The following is a 17,243-nucleotide window of genomic DNA, read 5'->3' on the forward strand; positions in this document are numbered from 1 at the left end:
TAGATCCAGTATTAAAAGACAAAACCCACCCTTATGACATATGGTTCATTATAGGGGGATCGGATATTATCATACATCAAGTTATAAAGAAACATAATATTAAAACCTCCCCTAGTGCCAGCAGGAGAAAAATACCCTCCGCCTACAAATGTACTAGGTATCCATTCCTTCCTCAATTCTTGATTAAATTCATAAGTAGCATTTAAGCTTTCAAACTCTGCATGGGCAAAAAAGTTTTGAGTAATATTATACCTATTAAAGATCCTACCCCCATAGACGCTTCTACCGCCTGTATTTAGATATCTCCAATTTATATATTGATACGTAGCTCCCAAACCCGCAGAGTACCTATCTGTAATCATTACTCCGGCCAGTGGTGATATGTCTATAAATGTTACACTTCCAAACTGCAGACTAAAATTACCTCCATAATACATCCTTTCTTTTAGGGGTGGGTTCTCCTCAGGATCTATAAATCTTTGAGCATTACTTTCAAAAGAAATGAATATTATAAGTATAAGAAATATATATAATAAAGTTTTATTCTTGAACAATAACATACAAATCTTCTGTTTTACGTTTCATCAAATATCTTTCTCGGGCAAATTTTTCTAGGAGTTCGTAATTACTCAATAATTCCTCCCTTTCTGCTTTAATTTTTTCTTTCCTTATTTCATAGTACTCCTTTTGCCTTTCTAAGTCTCTTAACTTTGATTGGAGCGTAAATTGACTCACGATATCATTAGTATCTATAAACAGCATCCATCCTATAAAAAGGAATGTAAATACAAAATAAAAATTCTTAGTGTATTTCAGATATTTATTCATACCACTACTTATTTTTTTTTGGTAAATATAGAAATAAAATTTAAGAGGCACAGAACTTTATAAAGGGGGAAAATGTAAACAGGTGATAATTTTACAACGTTGAATTCTTACAGTTGGTTATACAATAACGAAAAAAGGCAGCTGTAAAGCTGCCTTTTAAAAATATCATATCACTTTATCAGAATTTTTTTCCAGGGAAATAAGCCATTTCACCTAGTTGCTCTTCTATTCTTAATAATTGGTTATATTTTGCCATCCTGTCTGATCTAGAGGCAGAACCAGTTTTGATCTGTCCTGTATTTAATGCTACAGCTAGATCTGCTATAGTAGAATCTTCTGTTTCACCTGATCTATGAGACATCACAGACTTGTATCCATTTCTATGACATAGGTCTACAGCCTTAATGGTCTCAGTCAGAGACCCTATTTGGTTTACTTTAACCAATAGTGCATTAGCTATTTTTTGATCGATACCTTTCTGTAGACGCTCTACATTGGTCACAAAAAGGTCATCACCTACAATTTGAATTTTATCACCGACAGCCTCAGTAGTCAGTTTCCAGCCTGCCCAGTCATCTTCATGCATTCCGTCCTCAATAGAAATGATAGGGTATTTATTCACCCAATCAGTCCAATAATCTGACATCTGCTGAGATGTCAATTCATCACCTGTGGATTTTTTGAATACATAAAGGCCCCTTTCTTCATCATAGAATTCAGAAGCTGCAGCATCCATAGCAATGAAAACATCTTCCCCAGGCCTATACCCTGCCTTTTCGATGGCCTGAAGTACTACCTCTATAGCCTCTACATTAGATCTAATATTAGGAGCAAAACCACCTTCATCACCCACATTGGTAGAAAGACCTTTGGATTTCAAAACAGATTTTAAGTGATGGAAAATCTGTGTTCCCATTCTTAGCGCTTCAGAGAAAGAAGACGCCCCGGTAGGCATTACCATGAATTCCTGAAAATCAATGGCATTGTCAGCATGGGAACCGCCATTTAATATATTCATCATAGGTACGGGTAGCGTATTGGCACTTACTCCGCCTATATATCGGTATAGAGGCTGACCTGCTTCCATAGCTGCTGCTTTAGCCACTGCCAAAGAAACACCTAAAATGGCATTTGCTCCTAATTTGGATTTATTTTTGGTTCCATCCATATCGATCATAATCTGATCAATAAGATTTTGTTCAAAAACATCAAAACCGGATAATTCAGAAGCTAATTTATCATTTACATTGGCCACTGCCTTAAGGACGCCTTTGCCCATATAAACATCTTTGTCGTCATCTCTTAACTCCACTGCTTCATGCACACCGGTAGAAGCACCACTGGGTACTGCTGCTCTTCCAAAGGCGCCATTTTCGGTGACCACATCTACTTCTATAGTAGGGTTGCCACGGGAATCTAAAATCTGTCTTGCGTGAATCTGTTGTATTAAAGTCATAATTTATAAAAGGTTTAATGGTTCAATTAGGAATCATAGCCAAAAAATCGTCAAACAAATACCTGGAATCATGAGGCCCTGGAGACGATTCAGGGTGATATTGGACAGCAAAGGCAGGTTTAGAGGTATGCTTAATACCAGCCACAGTACCGTCATTTAAATGAATATGGGTAATCTCTACATCAGGGTGATTCTCTACATCTTCTTTGGTAACATTAAAACCGTGATTTTGTGAGGTGATTTCACTTTTACCTGTCTGTAGGTTTTTTATAGGATGGTTTAACCCCCTATGGCCATGGTGCATTTTATAAGTACCTATGCCACAGGCTCTGGCAAGAAGCTGTACTCCCAGGCAGATGCCAAATAACGGCTTGTTCAATGCCAAAATCTCTTTCACAGTATCTACTGCGTAATCCATTACAGCAGGATCACCAGGGCCATTTGAAAGAAAATAGGCATCAGGATTCCATTCTTCCATTTCAGCTGCAGATGTCTTTGCAGGAAACACTTTACAGTATACTCCTCTATCCGCAAGGTTTCTTAAAATATTAAGTTTAAACCCAAAGTCTAGACATGCTATTTTAACTGTAGCTTTCTCATCACCGTAATAAAAAGGTTCCTTAGTAGACACCTGGGAAGAAAGTTCCAATCCGGCCATATCCGGCACTTTATCCAATTCCCTTTGTAAGTCGGCTATGTCATCATATTCAGAACTGATGATTGCATTCATAGCTCCTTTGGACCGGATATGTCTGACCAGCTTCCTGGTATCAATATCTGCTATTCCGGTTACATTATTCTGTTCCAAATATTCCTGCAGGGTGGAGGTAGCGTCTATCCTACTATGGATCTCAGAAAAACTACCTACCACAATACCGGAAATCAAAGCGGTCTCGGATTCCACTTCTGTATCTATAACCCCATAGTTACCTATATGGGGAGTGGTATTTACTATAATTTGTCCTGTATATGAAGGATCTGTATAAATTTCCTGATAACCGGTCATCCCGGTGTTAAAACATATTTCTCCCCCATTAGTCCCGGGTTTTCCTATAAGAGTGCCATGGTAAGCAGTACCATCTGCTAGAAGTAATGTTGCTTTTTGTTTGTTCATTATGGAATTTTAAATCTGGATATTCAAATTTAACAAATTTATGCGGAAGTGTTAAGCATATATTTAAAGGATATAAAAAAAGGGATTGAACAATTGTCCAATCCCTTTATATAAATGTTAATAAGGCATATGTTATTCGCCTTTATTTTCATCCTTTGATTCATTATTCTCTTCAGAAGGTTTTTCTTCTGATGAAGCTTCTGGAGCTTTAGATTCTTTAGCTTCAGCTTCTTGGGTACCTTCAGCTTTAGAAGCACCGCCTCTTCTACTTCTACGAGTAGTTTTCTTAGCAGGTTTAGCATCTTTAAGCATCAATTCATTAAAGTCTACTAGCTCAATGATACACATTTCAGCATTATCACCAAGACGGAATCCTGTTTTGATAATTCTGGTATATCCTCCGGGTCTTGTCGCAACTTTTTCAGAGATTTCTCCAAAAAGCGTTTTGATAGCTTCCTTGCTCTGAAGGAAAGAGAAGGCAATCCTTCTGTTGTGCGTAGTATCTTCTTTCGCTCTTGTAACAAGAGGTTCTACATGTTTTTTCAATTCCTTAGCTTTTGCAAGCGTAGTAGAAATACGCTTGTGAAGAATCAGGGAAGAAGCCATATTCGAAAGCATTGCTTTACGATGTGAGGCTGTCCTGCCAAGGTGATTAAATTTCTTACCGTGTCTCATCGTTTATTATTCTTCATCAAGTTTATACTTAGATAAATCCATCCCGAAGGTCAATCCTTTATCTTGAATCAATTGTTCTAATTCAGCTAAAGATTTCTTACCAAAGTTTCTGAATTTCATCATGTCGGAAATCTCAAGTCTGGCAAGATCGCCTAGGGTTTTAACATCAGCTGCCTTAAGACAGTTAAATGCTCTTACTGAAAGATCTAGATCTCCTAAAGAAGTCTTCAATAGCTTTCGCATATGAAGGAATTCCTCATCGATCGGTTCAGCCTGATTCATATTTACATCCTCTAAGACCATAGTTTGGTCAGAGAATAACATAAAATGTTGGATCAATATTTTTGCTGATTCCTGAAGTGCTTTTTCCGGGTGAATGGATCCATCGGTAGAAACTTCAAGGATAAGTTTCTCGAAGTCGGTTTTTTGCTCTACCCGAGTATTCTCAACGCTGTACTTTACATTTTTGATAGGTGTAAAGATAGCATCAATAGGAATCACACCGAAAACCTGCTCTTTAGGTTTAGATTCTTCAGCTGGTAGGTAACCTCTACCTTTCTCCACTGTTAATTCAATTTCAAAACTCTTCGTACTATCCAAGTGGCAGATTACCAATTCAGGATTTAATACCTCAAAGGAAGAGGTGAACTTGGCGATATCTCCGGCAGTAAATACGTCCTGATTTTTGACTTCGATCGTAATCTTACCATCGATAGATTCATGCAACTTCTTAAATCTTACTTGTTTCAGATTAAGAATTATATCAGTAACGTCTTCCACAACACCTTCAAGGGTAGAAAACTCATGCACCACACCAGGTAACTTCACTGATGTAATGGCATAACCTTCCAATGAAGAAAGCAAAATTCTCCTCAACGCATTACCAATAGTAACTCCATAACCTCTCTCAAGTGGTTTGAAAGTAAATAGGCCGTGAAAATCATCAGCTTTTTCCATTACCACTTTTTCGGGCATTTGAAATGCTAGTATGGACATATCTTATAGTTCTTTTAAGTCAGAAGTTATTTATTACTTAGAGTAAAGTTCAACGATAAGTTGTTCTTTGATATTCTCTGGAATATCGTCCCTAGTAGGAACACTTACGAACTTACCTGAAAATGAATTACCATCCCACTCTAACCAAGGATAGCGATTTTGTGCTTTACCTGAAAGACTTTCAGTGATCGCTTCAAGAGATTTTGATCTCTCTCTTACTGCCACTACATCACCTGGCTTAAGGGTATATGAAGGAATATTTACAATTTCTCCATTTACTAAGATATGCTTATGGGACACAAGCTGTCTGGCCCCTCTCCGGGTAGGAGAAATTCCCAGTCTATATACTGTATTATCTAATCTGCCTTCCAATAATTGGAGAAGATTCTCACCAGTGATCCCTTGCTTTCTAGAAGCAATGCCGAACATTTTTGCAAACTGTCTTTCTAATACTCCGTAGATGTATTTAGCTTTTTGCTTTTCCATCAACTGAATAGCATATTCAGACTGTTTTTTCCTTCTACCTCTGCCATGCATTCCAGGAGGATAGTTTTTCTTTTGAAGTGCTTTGCTCTGTCCTTCGATGGGCTCACCGAATTTTCTAGCAATCTTTGCTTTTGGACCTCTATATCTAGCCATTCTTTATCTCGTTAATATTAAACTCTTCTACGTTTTGGAGGACGACATCCGTTATGCGGAAGTGGTGTCACATCAATGATCGTAGTTACATCAAGACCTACATTCTGCAAAGTACGGATCGCAGATTCCCTACCTGATCCTGGACCTTTTACAAATACCTCTACTTTTCTCAATCCTAAATCATAAGCAACTTGTCCACAGTTCTGAGCGGCCATTTGGGCGGCATAGGGAGTATTCTTTTTAGAACCCCTGAAGCCCATCTTACCGGCAGATGCCCATGAAATCACCTGACCTGAATTATTGGTAATGGAGATTATGATATTGTTGAAGGAAGCTTTGATATGCGCCTGGCCTATCGCTTCTACTTTAACAACCCTTTTTTTACCTTTAGCTTTATCGTTTCTTTTCTGAGCCATAATCTAAATCAAGATTTATTTAGTTGCTTTTTTCTTGTTAGCAACAGTCTTTCTCTTACCTTTTCTAGTTCTAGCGTTATTTTTAGTCTTTTGACCTCTCAAAGGAAGACCTTTTCTGTGTCTAAGACCTCTATAACAACCAATGTCCATCAATCGCTTGATGTTAAGTTGAACTTCTGATTTCAAAACACCTTCTGTTCTGAATTCTTCAGCGATTATATTTCTGATCGCGGTAGACTCATCATCATCCCACTCACCTGCTTTTTTATCTACTGATATACCAGCCTTAGCTAAAATAGCTTTAGCAGCACTTCTGCCTATACCGAAAATATAGGTCAAGCCGATTTCTCCGCGCTTGTTGTCTGGAATGTCAACACCTGCAATTCTTGCCATAATATTAACCTTGTCTTTGTTTAAACTTAGGATTCTTCTTGTTGATCACGTAAAGCTTACCTTTTCTTCTGATTACTTTACAGTCAACACTTCTCTTCTTAATAGATGCCTTTACTTTCATGTCCGTGTTATTTAATCAATTCCCCCTGTCGTACTGAAGATATCCAGTTTCATAGAGGGTTTTCATGATAGTTTATTTATAACGATATACAATTCTACCTTTTGAAAGATCATAAGGAGACATCTCCAACTTTACTCTATCACCTGGCAGGATCTTTATATAGTTCATTCTCATTTTACCGGATATATGGGCGATCAATTGATGACCATTTTCCAGTTCCACTTTAAACATTGCGTTAGACAATGCTTCTACAATAGTACCGTCTTGTTCAATAGAGGTCTGTTTAGCCATATTTAGAATTTAAAATTTTCTTCTATGTACTGATGTGTCGTTAATATTTCAGTCCGGTCTTCAAATATCGCAATAGTGTGTTCATAATGTGCGGAAGGTTTGCGATCGGCAGTTCTTATGGTCCACCCATCCCGTTCCTGTACCACATTTCTGGTTCCTAAATTGACCATCGGTTCTATAGCTATGACTACACCGTCATTTAGCTTTTGACCACTTCCTTTTTTACCGTAATTAGGAACCTCGGGAGCTTCATGGAGACTTTTGCCTAGCCCATGTCCGACAAGTTCTCTCACTATAGTATATCCTTTTGCTTCCACAAATTTTTGGATAGCGTGACCAATATCACCTATGCGATTACCGAAGACAGCTTGTTCAATACCAAGATAAAGGGATTCCTTGGTGGTTTTGAGAAGAGACAATACTTGAGGGGAAACTTCACCGACAGGGTAAGTATAAGCGCAATCGCTATGAAAACCTTGGTGAAAGACTCCACAATCTATTGAGATTATATCGCCATCTTTCAAAACATACCCACTTGGAAAACCATGAACGACAACTTCATTCACGGAAATACAGAGCGAGGCTGGAAATCCATTATATCCTTTAAACGTGGGAACACCTTGATGATCTCTAATGAATTCCTCCGCTATTTTATCTAAGTAAGAGGTCTTTACCCCTTCTTTTACATGTTTGGCTACTTCTCCGTGAGCTTTGCCTAATATTTCAGCACTATTTTTTATTAACTGGACTTCATCAGAAGTCTTGTAATGTATCATATTTTATGCTACGGCGTAATTAGATGGATTGTTTTTAATGTTTCCACTCTTCATCATACCTTCATAGTGCCTCATCAATAAGTAACTTTCTATTTGACGTAATGTATCCATAATCACACCTACCATGATCAAAAGAGATGTACCACCGTAAAACTGGGCAAACTCCACCCCCACACCAGCCATCATGGCAAATGCAGGAAGAATAGCTACTAGTGCAAGAAGAATTGATCCAGGCAAAGTAATTCTTGATATGATATTATCTATGAATTCGGATGTAGGTGCACCTGGTTTGATACCAGGAACAAAACCGCCATTCCTCTTCATATCTTCAGCTATCTGTTCAGGATTTACCGTGATAGCAGTATAAAAGAAGGTGAAAAGAATGATCATAACCGCAAATACCAGATTATACTGCCAAGACGTAAAGTCACTGAAAGTACTGCCTATATAATTGGCCACATCACTATCTTCTGACCATATCTGTGCTATAAGAGCAGGAAGAAACATCAAGGACTGGGCAAAGATGATAGGCATTACACCTGAAGCATTCACTTTTATTGGTATATACTGCCTTTGTCCACCATAGACCTTACCTCCTACAACCTGTTTTGCATATTGTACCGGTATTCTTCTGGTAGCCTCCGTAAGGGCAACTACCCCCACTACTACGAAGAACAATACAGCAGCCTCAATAATCAAAAGCAACAAACCTGCAGAACCCCTAGAAAGGCCTTCTGCTATGATCGCTCCAGGGAACCTGGAAATGATACCGATCATGATCAACATAGATATACCGTTACCAATTCCTTTTTCTGTAATTTTTTCACCGAGCCACATGCAAAACATAGTACCTGCGGATAATAACACTAAGGAACTGAACATGAATAAGGGCTTACTGACCATTATAGCTTCATTAGGTATAGTGGCAGAAACATAGCCTATACCCTGTGCTATAGTAATCAAAATAGTCAATATTCGGGTAATCTGATTAATTCGTTTTCTACCAGACTCCCCTTCTTTTTGAAGTTTTTGGAAGTAAGGCACTCCAACAGTTAATAATTGCAGGACGATAGATGCCGAAATATAAGGCATAATACCTAATCCAAATATAGAGGCATTACTAAAGGCACCCCCAAGGAAAGTATCTATCAATCCGAAAATGCCATCAGATGGTCCTAAAAGTTTACTGGGATCTACTCCCGGTAATACTATAAAGGAACCCAATCTGAAAACTATCAGAAACCCCAATGTATTAAGGATTCTAATTCTAAGATCTTCGATTGAGAAGATATTCCTAACTGTTGAAATAAACTTTTTCATTATTAAATCTTGTTAACAGTTCCGCCAACTTTTTCAATAGCCTCGGCAGCGGAAGCTGAGAAATGATGAGCACTTACACTTAATTTCGATGTAAGTTCGCCTCTTCCAAGGACTTTTACAACATCTTTTTTGGAGACCAAGCCATTTTCTACCAAAACATCAAATGTAATTTCCTCAACATTAAGCTTTTCAGCTAATTCTTGTAGAGAATTTAAATTGATAGGCTTGCACTCGATCCTGTTTAGACTTTTGAAACCAAACTTAGGTACTCTTCTTTGAAGTGGCATTTGACCACCTTCAAAACCTAATTTGCTCTTATAACCAGATCTAGATTTAGCACCTTTATGTCCTCTGGTAGACGTACCACCTCTTCCGGACCCAGTACCACGACCGATTCTTTTACGATTTTTTACAGAACCTTCAGCAGGTTTTAATGTATGTAATTTCATAATATTAAGCTTCCTCCACTTTTACAAGGTGACTTACTTTTCTTATCATTCCAGCTATCTGAGGGGTATTTTCTACCTCTACAGTTCTGTTCATTTTGCCAAGCCCTAAAGCTACGATTGTAGCTTTTTGGTCCTTTGGTTTATCTATTGTGCTTCTAACTTGCGTTACTTTTACCTTAGCCATGTTCTTAACCGTTAAATACTTTAGATAATTTAACTCCTCGCTGCTGTGATACAGCAATAGCATCTCTAAGCTGGGAAAGTGCATCGATAGTAGCTTTAACCACGTTATGAGGGTTTGAAGAACCTTTTGACTTGGCCAAAACGTCTTTTACACCAGCACTCTCCAAAACTGCACGCATCGCACCACCAGCTATTACACCAGTTCCTGGTGCCGCCGGCTTGATCAATACCAATCCTCCACCGAACTTACCAATTTGTTCATGCGGAATAGTACCTTTCAATACAGGAACCTTAACAAGGCTCTTTTTTGCATCCTCTATACCTTTAGTGATCGCATCCGTTACCTCATTAGCCTTACCAAGACCAAATCCCACAATACCGTTACCATCCCCTACTACTACTATAGCAGAGAAGGAGAATCTTCTACCACCTTTAACTACTTTAGCAACTCGGTTGATAGCTACAACTTTTTCTTTCAGGTCAGTATCTGTTGCCCTGATGGGCTTTTTTCTAACTTGGGACATAATATCTATTAAAATTTAAGGCCACCTTCTCTTGCACCATCGGCAAGAGCTTTAACATTTCCATGATATAAGTATCCACTTCTGTCGAATACGACTTCCGTAACACCATTAGCTACTGCTCTTTCGGCAAGTTTCTTACCTACTTCAGTAGAAACAGAGATATTAGCGTTTTTCTTGCTAGCATCCAGTTCTTTTGAAGAAGCCTGTACTAAAGTGTGACCCTTAAGATCATCTACTAATTGTGCGTATATACCAGTATTGCTCTTAAATACTGACAAACGAGGTCTAGAATCAGTTCCGTTGATTTTTCTACGGATACTTTTCTTGATTCTAAGTCTTCTTGAATTCTTATTAAAAGCCATCTTTTAATTATTTTTTAGCAGCAGTTTTACCAGCCTTACGTCTAATCTGCTCACCTACAAAGCGAACACCCTTACCTTTGTATGGTTCTACTTTACGTAGAGATTTGATTTTAGCGGCAACTTGTCCAATTAATTCTTTATCAATTCCCTCCAATGTAATTAAAGGATTCTTTCCCTTTGGAGTTTCTGTTTTAATAGAAATCTCATCAGGAAGGGCAAAGTAAATACTGTGCGAATAACCAAGTGCAAGCTCTAATACTTGACCCTGATTGGTGGCTTTGTAACCTACCCCTACTAATTCCAAATCCTTCTTATAACCTTCAGTCACACCAACAACCATGTTATTGATCAATGAGCGGTATAATCCATGAAAAGACTTATGCCTCTTCGATTCAGTAGGTCTGGTAACAGTAAGTTCGTTATTCTCCACCTTCAATGTCATATCAGGATGTATTTCCTGACTTAACGTACCTTTGGGACCTTTAACAGTGACAACATTGTGTGCTGACACGTCTACAGTAACACCCGCTGGTATATTTATTGGTTTTTTACCTATTCTAGACATAACGGTTTTTTAATATACGTAACAAAGTACTTCTCCACCTATACCCTCAGTACGGGCTTCCTTATCGGTCATTACTCCTTTGGATGTGGAAACGATGGCAATACCTAGACCATTGATTACTCTTGGCATCTCATCATTTTTAACATATTTTCTTAAACCTGGCTTACTTACTCGCGAAAGGTGTACTATAGCATTGGTCTTCGTAGTAGGGTTATATTTCAAAGCTATTTTGATAGTTCCTTGAGGACCATTGTCTTCGAACTTGTAGTTTTGAATATATCCTTTGTCATGAAGTACTTTTGTAATCTCCTTCTTGATGTTGGAAGCAGGTATCTCAACGATACGGTGAGTAGCCTTGATGGCATTTCTCAACCTGGTTAGATAATCAGCTATTGGATCAGTCATATTAATATAAGTCTAACTGCACACCCCATTCGGGCGTGCAAAGTTACACAATGATTTTTTAAATAAAAACTTTTGTCTGATTTTTACCAGCTCGCTTTAGTAACACCAGGAATTTTACCTGCAGATGCCATTTCTCTAAACGTAACTCTGTTGATACCAAACTTTCTCATATAACCCTTAGGACGGCCGGTCAGCTTGCACCTGTTGTGAAGTCTCACCGGAGAAGAGTTTCTAGGAAGCTTATCTAAAGCTTCATAATCTCCAGCTTCTTTCAAAGCGGCTCTCTTGCTCGCGTATTTGGCTACAAGACGTTCTCTTTTTCTCTCACGAGCTTTTATTGACTCTCTTGCCATAGTTTATTCTTCTTTATTTTTGTTAATGAAAGGCATTCCGAAAGCTTTCAATAAAGCTAAGCTCTCTTCGTCAGTACCTGCAGTAGTAACAAATGTGATATCCATGCCAGAGATTTTATTCACCTTTTCGATGCTGATTTCTGGGAAGATTATCTGTTCAGTAACACCTAATGTATAGTTACCGCGTCCATCAAAACCTTTGTCACTGATACCTTTGAAATCTCTTACCCTAGGAAGGGCTACAGCTACTAAACGATCCAAAAATTCATACATTCTGTCTCCTCTTAGAGTAACTTTAGCGCCTATAGGCATTCCTTCTCTTAACTTAAAGTTAGAGATAGAAACTTTGGCTACGGTAGCCACAGCTTTTTGACCCGTGATCAAAGAAAGTTCTTCTACACCTTGGTCAACAAGTTTTTTATCAGCCACAGCTGCTCCGATTCCTTTGTTGATCACAATTTTGGTCAACTTAGGCACCTGCATAACTGACTTATACTGAAATTTCTCCTTTAAAGCAGGAGCGATTTCGCTTATATACAATTCTTTTGCTCTAGGATTAGCCATTGATCACCTCCCCAGTTTTCTTAGAGTACCTTGTTAATTTACCATTTTCGCCTGCTTTTCTTCCGGTTCTGGTAGCATCACCGGTGGCTGGATCTACCAGCATAAGGTTACTAATGTGGATTCCTGCTTCTTTCTTTTCGATTCCGCCTTGAGGATTGGTAGCAGTGGGTTTAATATGTTTTGTTACCATATTTAATCCTTCTACAATCGCTCTTTTTTTCTCGCGGTTTACAGAAAGTATTTTACCAGTCTTACCTTTATCATCGCCGGCTATTACCTTCACGGTATCACCTGTTTTGATATGCAGTTTTGGTTGCTTGTTGTGTTTTCTTTCCATGATTATAATACTTCTGGTGCCAAGGATACGATCTTCATAAACTGTCTTTCCCTCAATTCTCTGGCCACAGGACCGAAGATACGAGTACCTCTTGGTTCGTCGTTATTATTAAGTAGAACTGCAGCGTTATCTTCAAAGCGGATATAAGATCCGTCTTTTCTTCTAATCTCTTTTTTAGTTCTGACAATTACCGCTTTAGAAACGGTACCTTTTTTCATATTGCTGGAAGAAAGAGCAGACTTTACAGTCACGACAACTTTATCACCTATAGAAGCATATCTCTTCCCGGTTCCTCCAAGTACACGGATAACAAGCACTTCTTTAGCACCTGAATTGTCCGCTACGCCTAATCTGGATTCTTGTTGTATCATGATTATTTAGCCTTTTCTATAATTTCTACTAATCTCCAACGTTTGTTCTTACTCAGCGGACGAGTCTCACTTATTTTTACAAGGTCGCCGGAGCCACACTCGTTGTTCTCGTCATGAACCATAAACTTGGTAGTCTTGGCGACAAATTTACCATAGATAGGGTGTTTCACCCTTCTTTCTACGGCAACAGTGATGGACTTGTCCATCTTGTCGCTGACTACTTTTCCTATTCTTTCTTTACGTAGATTTCTCTCAGTAGTAGCCATCTTATTCTTATTTAGCTAGTTGTTTTGCTCTCAAAGAAGTCTTTAGACGGGCTATCAACTTCTTAGTCTCTCTTATTTTATTTGGATTCTCTATCGGAGAAATCGCATGAGCGAAATTAAGTTTTGTCAAACTTTCCTGCTCAGCTACAATACGCTCAGTGATCTCACTCTCGGAGAGTGACTTTATTTCAGAGTTTTTCATAGTTCCTATTATCCTACTACGTAATCTCTACGTACTACAAATTTTGTACTGACTGGAAGTTTTTGCTGTGCAAGGCGTAATGCCTCTTGAGCTACTTCTAAACTTACACCGGTGGCTTCGAATAGAATCGTTCCCGGTTTGATTACGGCTACCCAATATTCAGGGGCACCTTTACCTTTACCCATACGAACCTCTGCAGGTTTTTTGGTAATAGGCTTGTCAGGGAATATTCTGATCCATACTTGCCCCTCTCTTTTCATAGCTCGGGTCATTGCGATACGAGCTGCTTCAATTTGACGGGAAGTGATCCATCCTGGCTCCATGGACTTGATGCCAAAGTTTCCGAAAGAAAGCGTATGCCCTCTTTGCGCGATGCCTTTGACACGGCCCTTCTGCATTTTTCTATATTTAGTTCTTCTTGGCTGTAACATGATTTCTCACTTAGGGTGAAAATTAGTTATTTCTTTCTTCTTTTAGGACCGCCTTCTCTTCTTCGGCTGTTTCCTTGGCCTCCTCTGTTGCCTTTCGCTTCACTGGCTGCACCGGCATTTGGAGATAAATCTCTTTTACCGTACACTTCACCTTTGAAGACCCAGACTTTGATTCCAATGATACCGTAGATAGTATTGGCTTCTGACAGGGCATAGTCGATATCAGCCCTTAGTGTATGAAGTGGTATTCTACCCTCTTTGTACATTTCAGACCTTGCCATCTCAGCTCCTCCAAGTCTACCCGAAAGTTTCACTTTGATACCTTCAGCACCCACTCTCATAGTAGCCGCAATAGACTGTTTCATTGCTCTTCTGAAAGAAATACGTGCTTGAAGTTGTTGAGCTATAGATTCACCTACTAACTTTGCATCAAGTTCAGGACGTTTGATTTCAAAAATATTGATTTGTACGTCCTTATCAGTAAGCTTTTTAAGCTCTTCTTTTAATTTATCGACTTCTGCTCCTCCTTTACCGATTACCACTCCTGGTCGAGCCGTATGGATGGTCAGAGTGATTCTTTTGAGGGTTCTTTCGATTATTACCTTTGATATGCCTCCTTTAGGGATCCTGGCATATACATATTTTCTTATCTTTTGGTCTTCATATAGCTTGTCGGCAAAGTCTCTGCCGCCATACCAGTTAGAGTCCCAACCTTTAACGATTCCAAGTCTAAAACCAATCGGGTTTACTTTTTGTCCCATAGTATGATCTTAATTAGATTTTTCTTTTGTTTCTACTTCCTCAGCGGTAACAGGTGTGCTGATTGCATCAACTACCAATGTCACATGATTTGATCTCTTACGAATCCTGTGGGCCCTTCCCTGCGGGGCAGGTCTCAGTCTCTTCAACATACGACCTCCGTCCACCTGAATGGTTTTGATCACTAGATCAGCATCTTCAAGTTTTTCGTCAGGATTTTTGGCCTGCCAGTTGGCTATTGCAGAAAGCAGAAGTTTTTCTAATTTGATAGCACCATGGTTAGGTGTAAACTTCAATATACTTAGTGCCTGTCCTACTCTTTTTCCTCTAACCAAGTCTGCAACTAATCGCATCTTACGAGGTGAGGTAGGAACATTATTTAATCTTGCTATTGCTTCCATGATTATCTCTTTCCTTTATCTTTTTTGGCAATGTGACCTCTAAAGTTTCTCGTAGGAGCAAATTCACCAAGCTTGTGACCGACCATGTTGTCAGTTACGAATACAGGGATGAACTTATTACCATTATGCACAGCAAAGGTATGGCCTACAAAATCCGGAGAGATCATAGATCTTCTTGACCAGGTCTTGATCACAGACTTCTTCCCGGATTCGTTCATGGTATCCACTTTCTTCACCAGGTGATGTTCTATATAAGGACCTTTTTTTAATGAACGCGCCATAGTTATTTAGATCTTTTACTGATAATAAACTTATTTGAATATTTTTTAGGCGATCTGGTTTTCTTACCCTTAGATAAAAGACCAGTTCTAGAGCGTGGGTGCCCTCCTGATGAACGGCCTTCACCACCACCCATAGGGTGATCGACAGGGTTCATGGCTACACCTCTTGTTCTAGGACGTCTGCCCAACCAACGGTTTCTACCAGCTTTACCAAGGACTACGTTCATATGATCTCCGTTTGAAACTGTACCTACGGTAGCTACGCATACGCCTAGTACCAATCTCATTTCACCGGACGGCAATTTGAGGGTTACATATTTCCCTTCACGGGCCACTAACTGAGCATAACTTCCAGCACTTCTTGCCATCACAGCACCTTTGCCAGGTTTAAGTTCAATATTGTGAACTATAGTACCTAAAGGAATATTGACCATATGCATGCAATTGCCTACTTCTGGTGCAACACTCTCTCCGGAAATCACTGTTTGTCCAACTTGCAAACCTTCCGGAGCAATAATGTAAGCTTTAGCACCGTCTACATAGTAAAGTAATGCTAAACGGGCAGTCCTGTTAGGATCGTACTCAATAGCTTTTACTACAGCGGGTACATTGAATTTGTTACGCTTAAAGTCTACGATTCTAAGCCTTCTTTTGTGACCACCACCCATATAACGGGCTGTCATCTTACCTACATTATTTCTACCACCTGACTTCTTCAATGGAGCCAAAAGAGATTTCTCCGGCGTTGACTTGGTTATCTCGTCAAATGCTGGAGCTACTCTGAATCTGGTCCCAGGAGTTACAGGTCTTAATTTTTTAACTGCCATGATTCTTATTCAATTAAATTTCTCCGTAAAAATCAATTACTTCTCCATCGGCTACCTGTACTATCGCTTTCTTAAAAGCATTAGTGTAACCTGATACGATCTTAGATTTGGTATACCTAGTCTTATGCTTCGCAGCATATCTCATAGTTCTGATAGAAACTACATTTACACCAAACATTTTCTCTACGGCTTTTTTGATTTCTGGCTTCTTTGCAGTTTTCTCTACAATGAACCCGTATACTCCGCGTTCGTTCATAGCAGAAATCTTTTCCGTAATCAAAGGCTTCTTTAATATATCCATTGTATTACTTCGCTAAAATGTTTTCTAACTTACTTACAGCACCTTCACAGAAAACAACGACATCAGCGTGAAGTAGTTCATACGTATTCACGTCATCTACTGTGATCACTTTGGTCTTAGGTAAGTTTCTGCTAGATAAGTATACGTTCTTATTTCCTTCTGGAAGGACAATAAGTGATTTCTTATCTGTTAAAGACAGACTAGACAATAAAGAGATGAAACTCTTTGTCTTTGGAGCATCAAATGATAGATTTTCCAAAATAGACAAACTGTTATCCTGTGCTTTATAGGTAAGCGCAGATCTTCTGGCCAGCTGCTTTAATTTTTTATTCAATTTGAAAGAATAGTTTCTTGGTCTTGGACCGAAAATCCTACCTCCGCCTCTGAATACTGGAGACTTAATAGAACCTGCTCTGGCTCCACCAGTTCCTTTTTGCTTTTTGATTTTTCTGGTAGAACCAGCTATCTCAGCTCTTTCTTTAGATTTGTGCGTTCCCTGTCTCTGGTTAGCCAAATACTGCTTAACATCCAGGTAGATCGCATGATCATTAGGCTCAATGCCAAATATATCATCCGAAAGGGTTACCTTTCTACCTGTGTCTTCACCGTTATGTTTTAATACTGTTAATTCCATTTT

At 38.9% G+C, this 17,243-nt stretch carries 32 protein-coding genes; all 32 read right to left on the reverse strand.

What is annotated here, in order from left to right; translation table 11 throughout:
* Window positions 1-11 precede the first annotated feature (11 nt).
* Window positions 12-560, reverse strand: a complete 549-nt coding sequence (locus EL17_RS06130) for a hypothetical protein (protein ID WP_035071455.1) — start codon at window positions 558-560, stop codon at window positions 12-14.
* Window positions 541-828, reverse strand: a complete 288-nt coding sequence (locus EL17_RS06135; RefSeq protein WP_035071456.1) for an FtsB family cell division protein — start codon at window positions 826-828, stop codon at window positions 541-543. Before EL17_RS06135 ends, EL17_RS06130 begins: the two co-directional genes overlap by 20 nt.
* Window positions 829-1,006: 178 nt before the next feature.
* Window positions 1,007-2,284 carry a phosphopyruvate hydratase gene (eno, locus tag EL17_RS06140; RefSeq protein WP_035071457.1) on the reverse strand — a complete coding sequence of 426 codons (1,278 nt, stop codon included), beginning with the start codon at window positions 2,282-2,284 and terminating at the stop codon, window positions 1,007-1,009.
* A 22-nt stretch (window positions 2,285-2,306) separates the two neighbouring features.
* Window positions 2,307-3,398, reverse strand: a complete 1,092-nt coding sequence (gene carA / locus EL17_RS06145; protein ID WP_035071458.1) for a glutamine-hydrolyzing carbamoyl-phosphate synthase small subunit — start codon at window positions 3,396-3,398, stop codon at window positions 2,307-2,309.
* Window positions 3,399-3,530: 132 nt separating this feature from the next.
* A complete protein-coding gene (gene rplQ, locus EL17_RS06150) occupies window positions 3,531-4,073 on the reverse strand; it encodes a 50S ribosomal protein L17 (RefSeq protein ID WP_035071460.1) in 543 nt (180 codons plus the stop codon).
* A gap of 6 nt (window positions 4,074-4,079) precedes the next feature.
* On the reverse strand, window positions 4,080-5,069 hold the full coding sequence (locus EL17_RS06155; RefSeq protein WP_035071462.1) for a DNA-directed RNA polymerase subunit alpha: 990 nt from the start codon (window positions 5,067-5,069) through the stop codon (window positions 4,080-4,082).
* A 33-nt stretch (window positions 5,070-5,102) separates the two neighbouring features.
* On the reverse strand, window positions 5,103-5,708 hold the full coding sequence (rpsD, locus tag EL17_RS06160) for a 30S ribosomal protein S4 (protein WP_035071463.1): 606 nt from the start codon (window positions 5,706-5,708) through the stop codon (window positions 5,103-5,105).
* Between the two features lie 17 nt (window positions 5,709-5,725).
* Entirely contained in the window at window positions 5,726-6,124 is a 399-nt protein-coding gene (rpsK, locus tag EL17_RS06165; protein WP_035071465.1) for a 30S ribosomal protein S11, read from the reverse strand.
* A gap of 15 nt (window positions 6,125-6,139) precedes the next feature.
* The gene (rpsM, locus tag EL17_RS06170; RefSeq protein ID WP_035071467.1) at window positions 6,140-6,517 is read right to left on the reverse strand and encodes a 30S ribosomal protein S13; all 378 of its coding nucleotides are present in this window, start codon (window positions 6,515-6,517) and stop codon (window positions 6,140-6,142) included.
* Window positions 6,518-6,521: 4 nt separating this feature from the next.
* On the reverse strand, window positions 6,522-6,638 hold the full coding sequence (rpmJ, locus tag EL17_RS23045) for a 50S ribosomal protein L36 (RefSeq protein ID WP_009034194.1): 117 nt from the start codon (window positions 6,636-6,638) through the stop codon (window positions 6,522-6,524).
* A gap of 72 nt (window positions 6,639-6,710) precedes the next feature.
* Window positions 6,711-6,929: a translation initiation factor IF-1 gene (gene infA, locus EL17_RS06175; protein ID WP_035071469.1), complete on the reverse strand. Its 219-nt coding sequence runs from the start codon at window positions 6,927-6,929 to the stop codon at window positions 6,711-6,713.
* A gap of 2 nt (window positions 6,930-6,931) precedes the next feature.
* Window positions 6,932-7,705, reverse strand: coding sequence for a type I methionyl aminopeptidase (gene map, locus EL17_RS06180; protein ID WP_035071471.1), 774 nt, complete (start codon window positions 7,703-7,705; stop codon window positions 6,932-6,934).
* 3 nt (window positions 7,706-7,708) lie between these two features.
* Entirely contained in the window at window positions 7,709-9,025 is a 1,317-nt protein-coding gene (secY, locus tag EL17_RS06185) for a preprotein translocase subunit SecY (protein ID WP_035071473.1), read from the reverse strand.
* Window positions 9,026-9,027: 2 nt separating this feature from the next.
* Window positions 9,028-9,474 (reverse strand): 50S ribosomal protein L15, encoded by a 447-nt coding sequence (rplO, locus tag EL17_RS06190; RefSeq protein WP_035071475.1) that lies wholly within the window; start codon window positions 9,472-9,474, stop codon window positions 9,028-9,030.
* Between the two features lie 4 nt (window positions 9,475-9,478).
* Window positions 9,479-9,658, reverse strand: coding sequence for a 50S ribosomal protein L30 (rpmD, locus tag EL17_RS06195; protein WP_035071477.1), 180 nt, complete (start codon window positions 9,656-9,658; stop codon window positions 9,479-9,481).
* Between the two features lie 4 nt (window positions 9,659-9,662).
* Entirely contained in the window at window positions 9,663-10,181 is a 519-nt protein-coding gene (rpsE, locus tag EL17_RS06200; protein WP_035071479.1) for a 30S ribosomal protein S5, read from the reverse strand.
* Between the two features lie 8 nt (window positions 10,182-10,189).
* Window positions 10,190-10,543 (reverse strand): 50S ribosomal protein L18, encoded by a 354-nt coding sequence (gene rplR / locus EL17_RS06205; protein ID WP_035071481.1) that lies wholly within the window; start codon window positions 10,541-10,543, stop codon window positions 10,190-10,192.
* A 7-nt stretch (window positions 10,544-10,550) separates the two neighbouring features.
* Window positions 10,551-11,108: a 50S ribosomal protein L6 gene (rplF, locus tag EL17_RS06210; protein WP_035071483.1), complete on the reverse strand. Its 558-nt coding sequence runs from the start codon at window positions 11,106-11,108 to the stop codon at window positions 10,551-10,553.
* A gap of 9 nt (window positions 11,109-11,117) precedes the next feature.
* On the reverse strand, window positions 11,118-11,513 hold the full coding sequence (gene rpsH / locus EL17_RS06215; RefSeq protein WP_035071485.1) for a 30S ribosomal protein S8: 396 nt from the start codon (window positions 11,511-11,513) through the stop codon (window positions 11,118-11,120).
* 83 nt (window positions 11,514-11,596) lie between these two features.
* Window positions 11,597-11,866, reverse strand: a complete 270-nt coding sequence (gene rpsN / locus EL17_RS06220) for a 30S ribosomal protein S14 (protein WP_035071488.1) — start codon at window positions 11,864-11,866, stop codon at window positions 11,597-11,599.
* 3 nt (window positions 11,867-11,869) lie between these two features.
* Window positions 11,870-12,430, reverse strand: a complete 561-nt coding sequence (gene rplE / locus EL17_RS06225) for a 50S ribosomal protein L5 (protein WP_035071491.1) — start codon at window positions 12,428-12,430, stop codon at window positions 11,870-11,872.
* Window positions 12,423-12,767 carry a 50S ribosomal protein L24 gene (gene rplX / locus EL17_RS06230; protein WP_035071495.1) on the reverse strand — a complete coding sequence of 115 codons (345 nt, stop codon included), beginning with the start codon at window positions 12,765-12,767 and terminating at the stop codon, window positions 12,423-12,425. Before rplX ends, rplE begins: the two co-directional genes overlap by 8 nt.
* A gap of 2 nt (window positions 12,768-12,769) precedes the next feature.
* Window positions 12,770-13,138, reverse strand: a complete 369-nt coding sequence (gene rplN, locus EL17_RS06235) for a 50S ribosomal protein L14 (RefSeq protein ID WP_035071498.1) — start codon at window positions 13,136-13,138, stop codon at window positions 12,770-12,772.
* Window positions 13,139-13,140: 2 nt separating this feature from the next.
* On the reverse strand, window positions 13,141-13,404 hold the full coding sequence (gene rpsQ, locus EL17_RS06240) for a 30S ribosomal protein S17 (RefSeq protein WP_035071502.1): 264 nt from the start codon (window positions 13,402-13,404) through the stop codon (window positions 13,141-13,143).
* A 7-nt stretch (window positions 13,405-13,411) separates the two neighbouring features.
* Window positions 13,412-13,606 (reverse strand): 50S ribosomal protein L29, encoded by a 195-nt coding sequence (gene rpmC / locus EL17_RS06245; RefSeq protein ID WP_035071504.1) that lies wholly within the window; start codon window positions 13,604-13,606, stop codon window positions 13,412-13,414.
* 8 nt (window positions 13,607-13,614) lie between these two features.
* Complete coding sequence (gene rplP, locus EL17_RS06250) at window positions 13,615-14,037, reverse strand: 50S ribosomal protein L16 (protein ID WP_035071506.1); 423 nt, start codon at window positions 14,035-14,037, stop codon at window positions 13,615-13,617.
* A 26-nt stretch (window positions 14,038-14,063) separates the two neighbouring features.
* On the reverse strand, window positions 14,064-14,798 hold the full coding sequence (gene rpsC, locus EL17_RS06255) for a 30S ribosomal protein S3 (RefSeq protein WP_035071508.1): 735 nt from the start codon (window positions 14,796-14,798) through the stop codon (window positions 14,064-14,066).
* 9 nt (window positions 14,799-14,807) lie between these two features.
* Window positions 14,808-15,197 carry a 50S ribosomal protein L22 gene (rplV, locus tag EL17_RS06260; protein ID WP_035071510.1) on the reverse strand — a complete coding sequence of 130 codons (390 nt, stop codon included), beginning with the start codon at window positions 15,195-15,197 and terminating at the stop codon, window positions 14,808-14,810.
* A gap of 2 nt (window positions 15,198-15,199) precedes the next feature.
* Window positions 15,200-15,478 carry a 30S ribosomal protein S19 gene (gene rpsS / locus EL17_RS06265; RefSeq protein ID WP_035071512.1) on the reverse strand — a complete coding sequence of 93 codons (279 nt, stop codon included), beginning with the start codon at window positions 15,476-15,478 and terminating at the stop codon, window positions 15,200-15,202.
* A 2-nt stretch (window positions 15,479-15,480) separates the two neighbouring features.
* Window positions 15,481-16,305: a 50S ribosomal protein L2 gene (gene rplB / locus EL17_RS06270; protein ID WP_035071514.1), complete on the reverse strand. Its 825-nt coding sequence runs from the start codon at window positions 16,303-16,305 to the stop codon at window positions 15,481-15,483.
* A gap of 13 nt (window positions 16,306-16,318) precedes the next feature.
* A complete protein-coding gene (rplW, locus tag EL17_RS06275; protein ID WP_035071516.1) occupies window positions 16,319-16,606 on the reverse strand; it encodes a 50S ribosomal protein L23 in 288 nt (95 codons plus the stop codon).
* A gap of 4 nt (window positions 16,607-16,610) precedes the next feature.
* A complete protein-coding gene (gene rplD, locus EL17_RS06280) occupies window positions 16,611-17,240 on the reverse strand; it encodes a 50S ribosomal protein L4 (RefSeq protein WP_035071518.1) in 630 nt (209 codons plus the stop codon).
* Between the last annotated feature and the right edge of the window lie 3 nt (window positions 17,241-17,243).

It is taken from the genome of Anditalea andensis (assembly GCF_000714815.1).
GTDB classification, from domain to species: Bacteria; Bacteroidota; Bacteroidia; order Cytophagales; family Cyclobacteriaceae; genus Anditalea; species Anditalea andensis.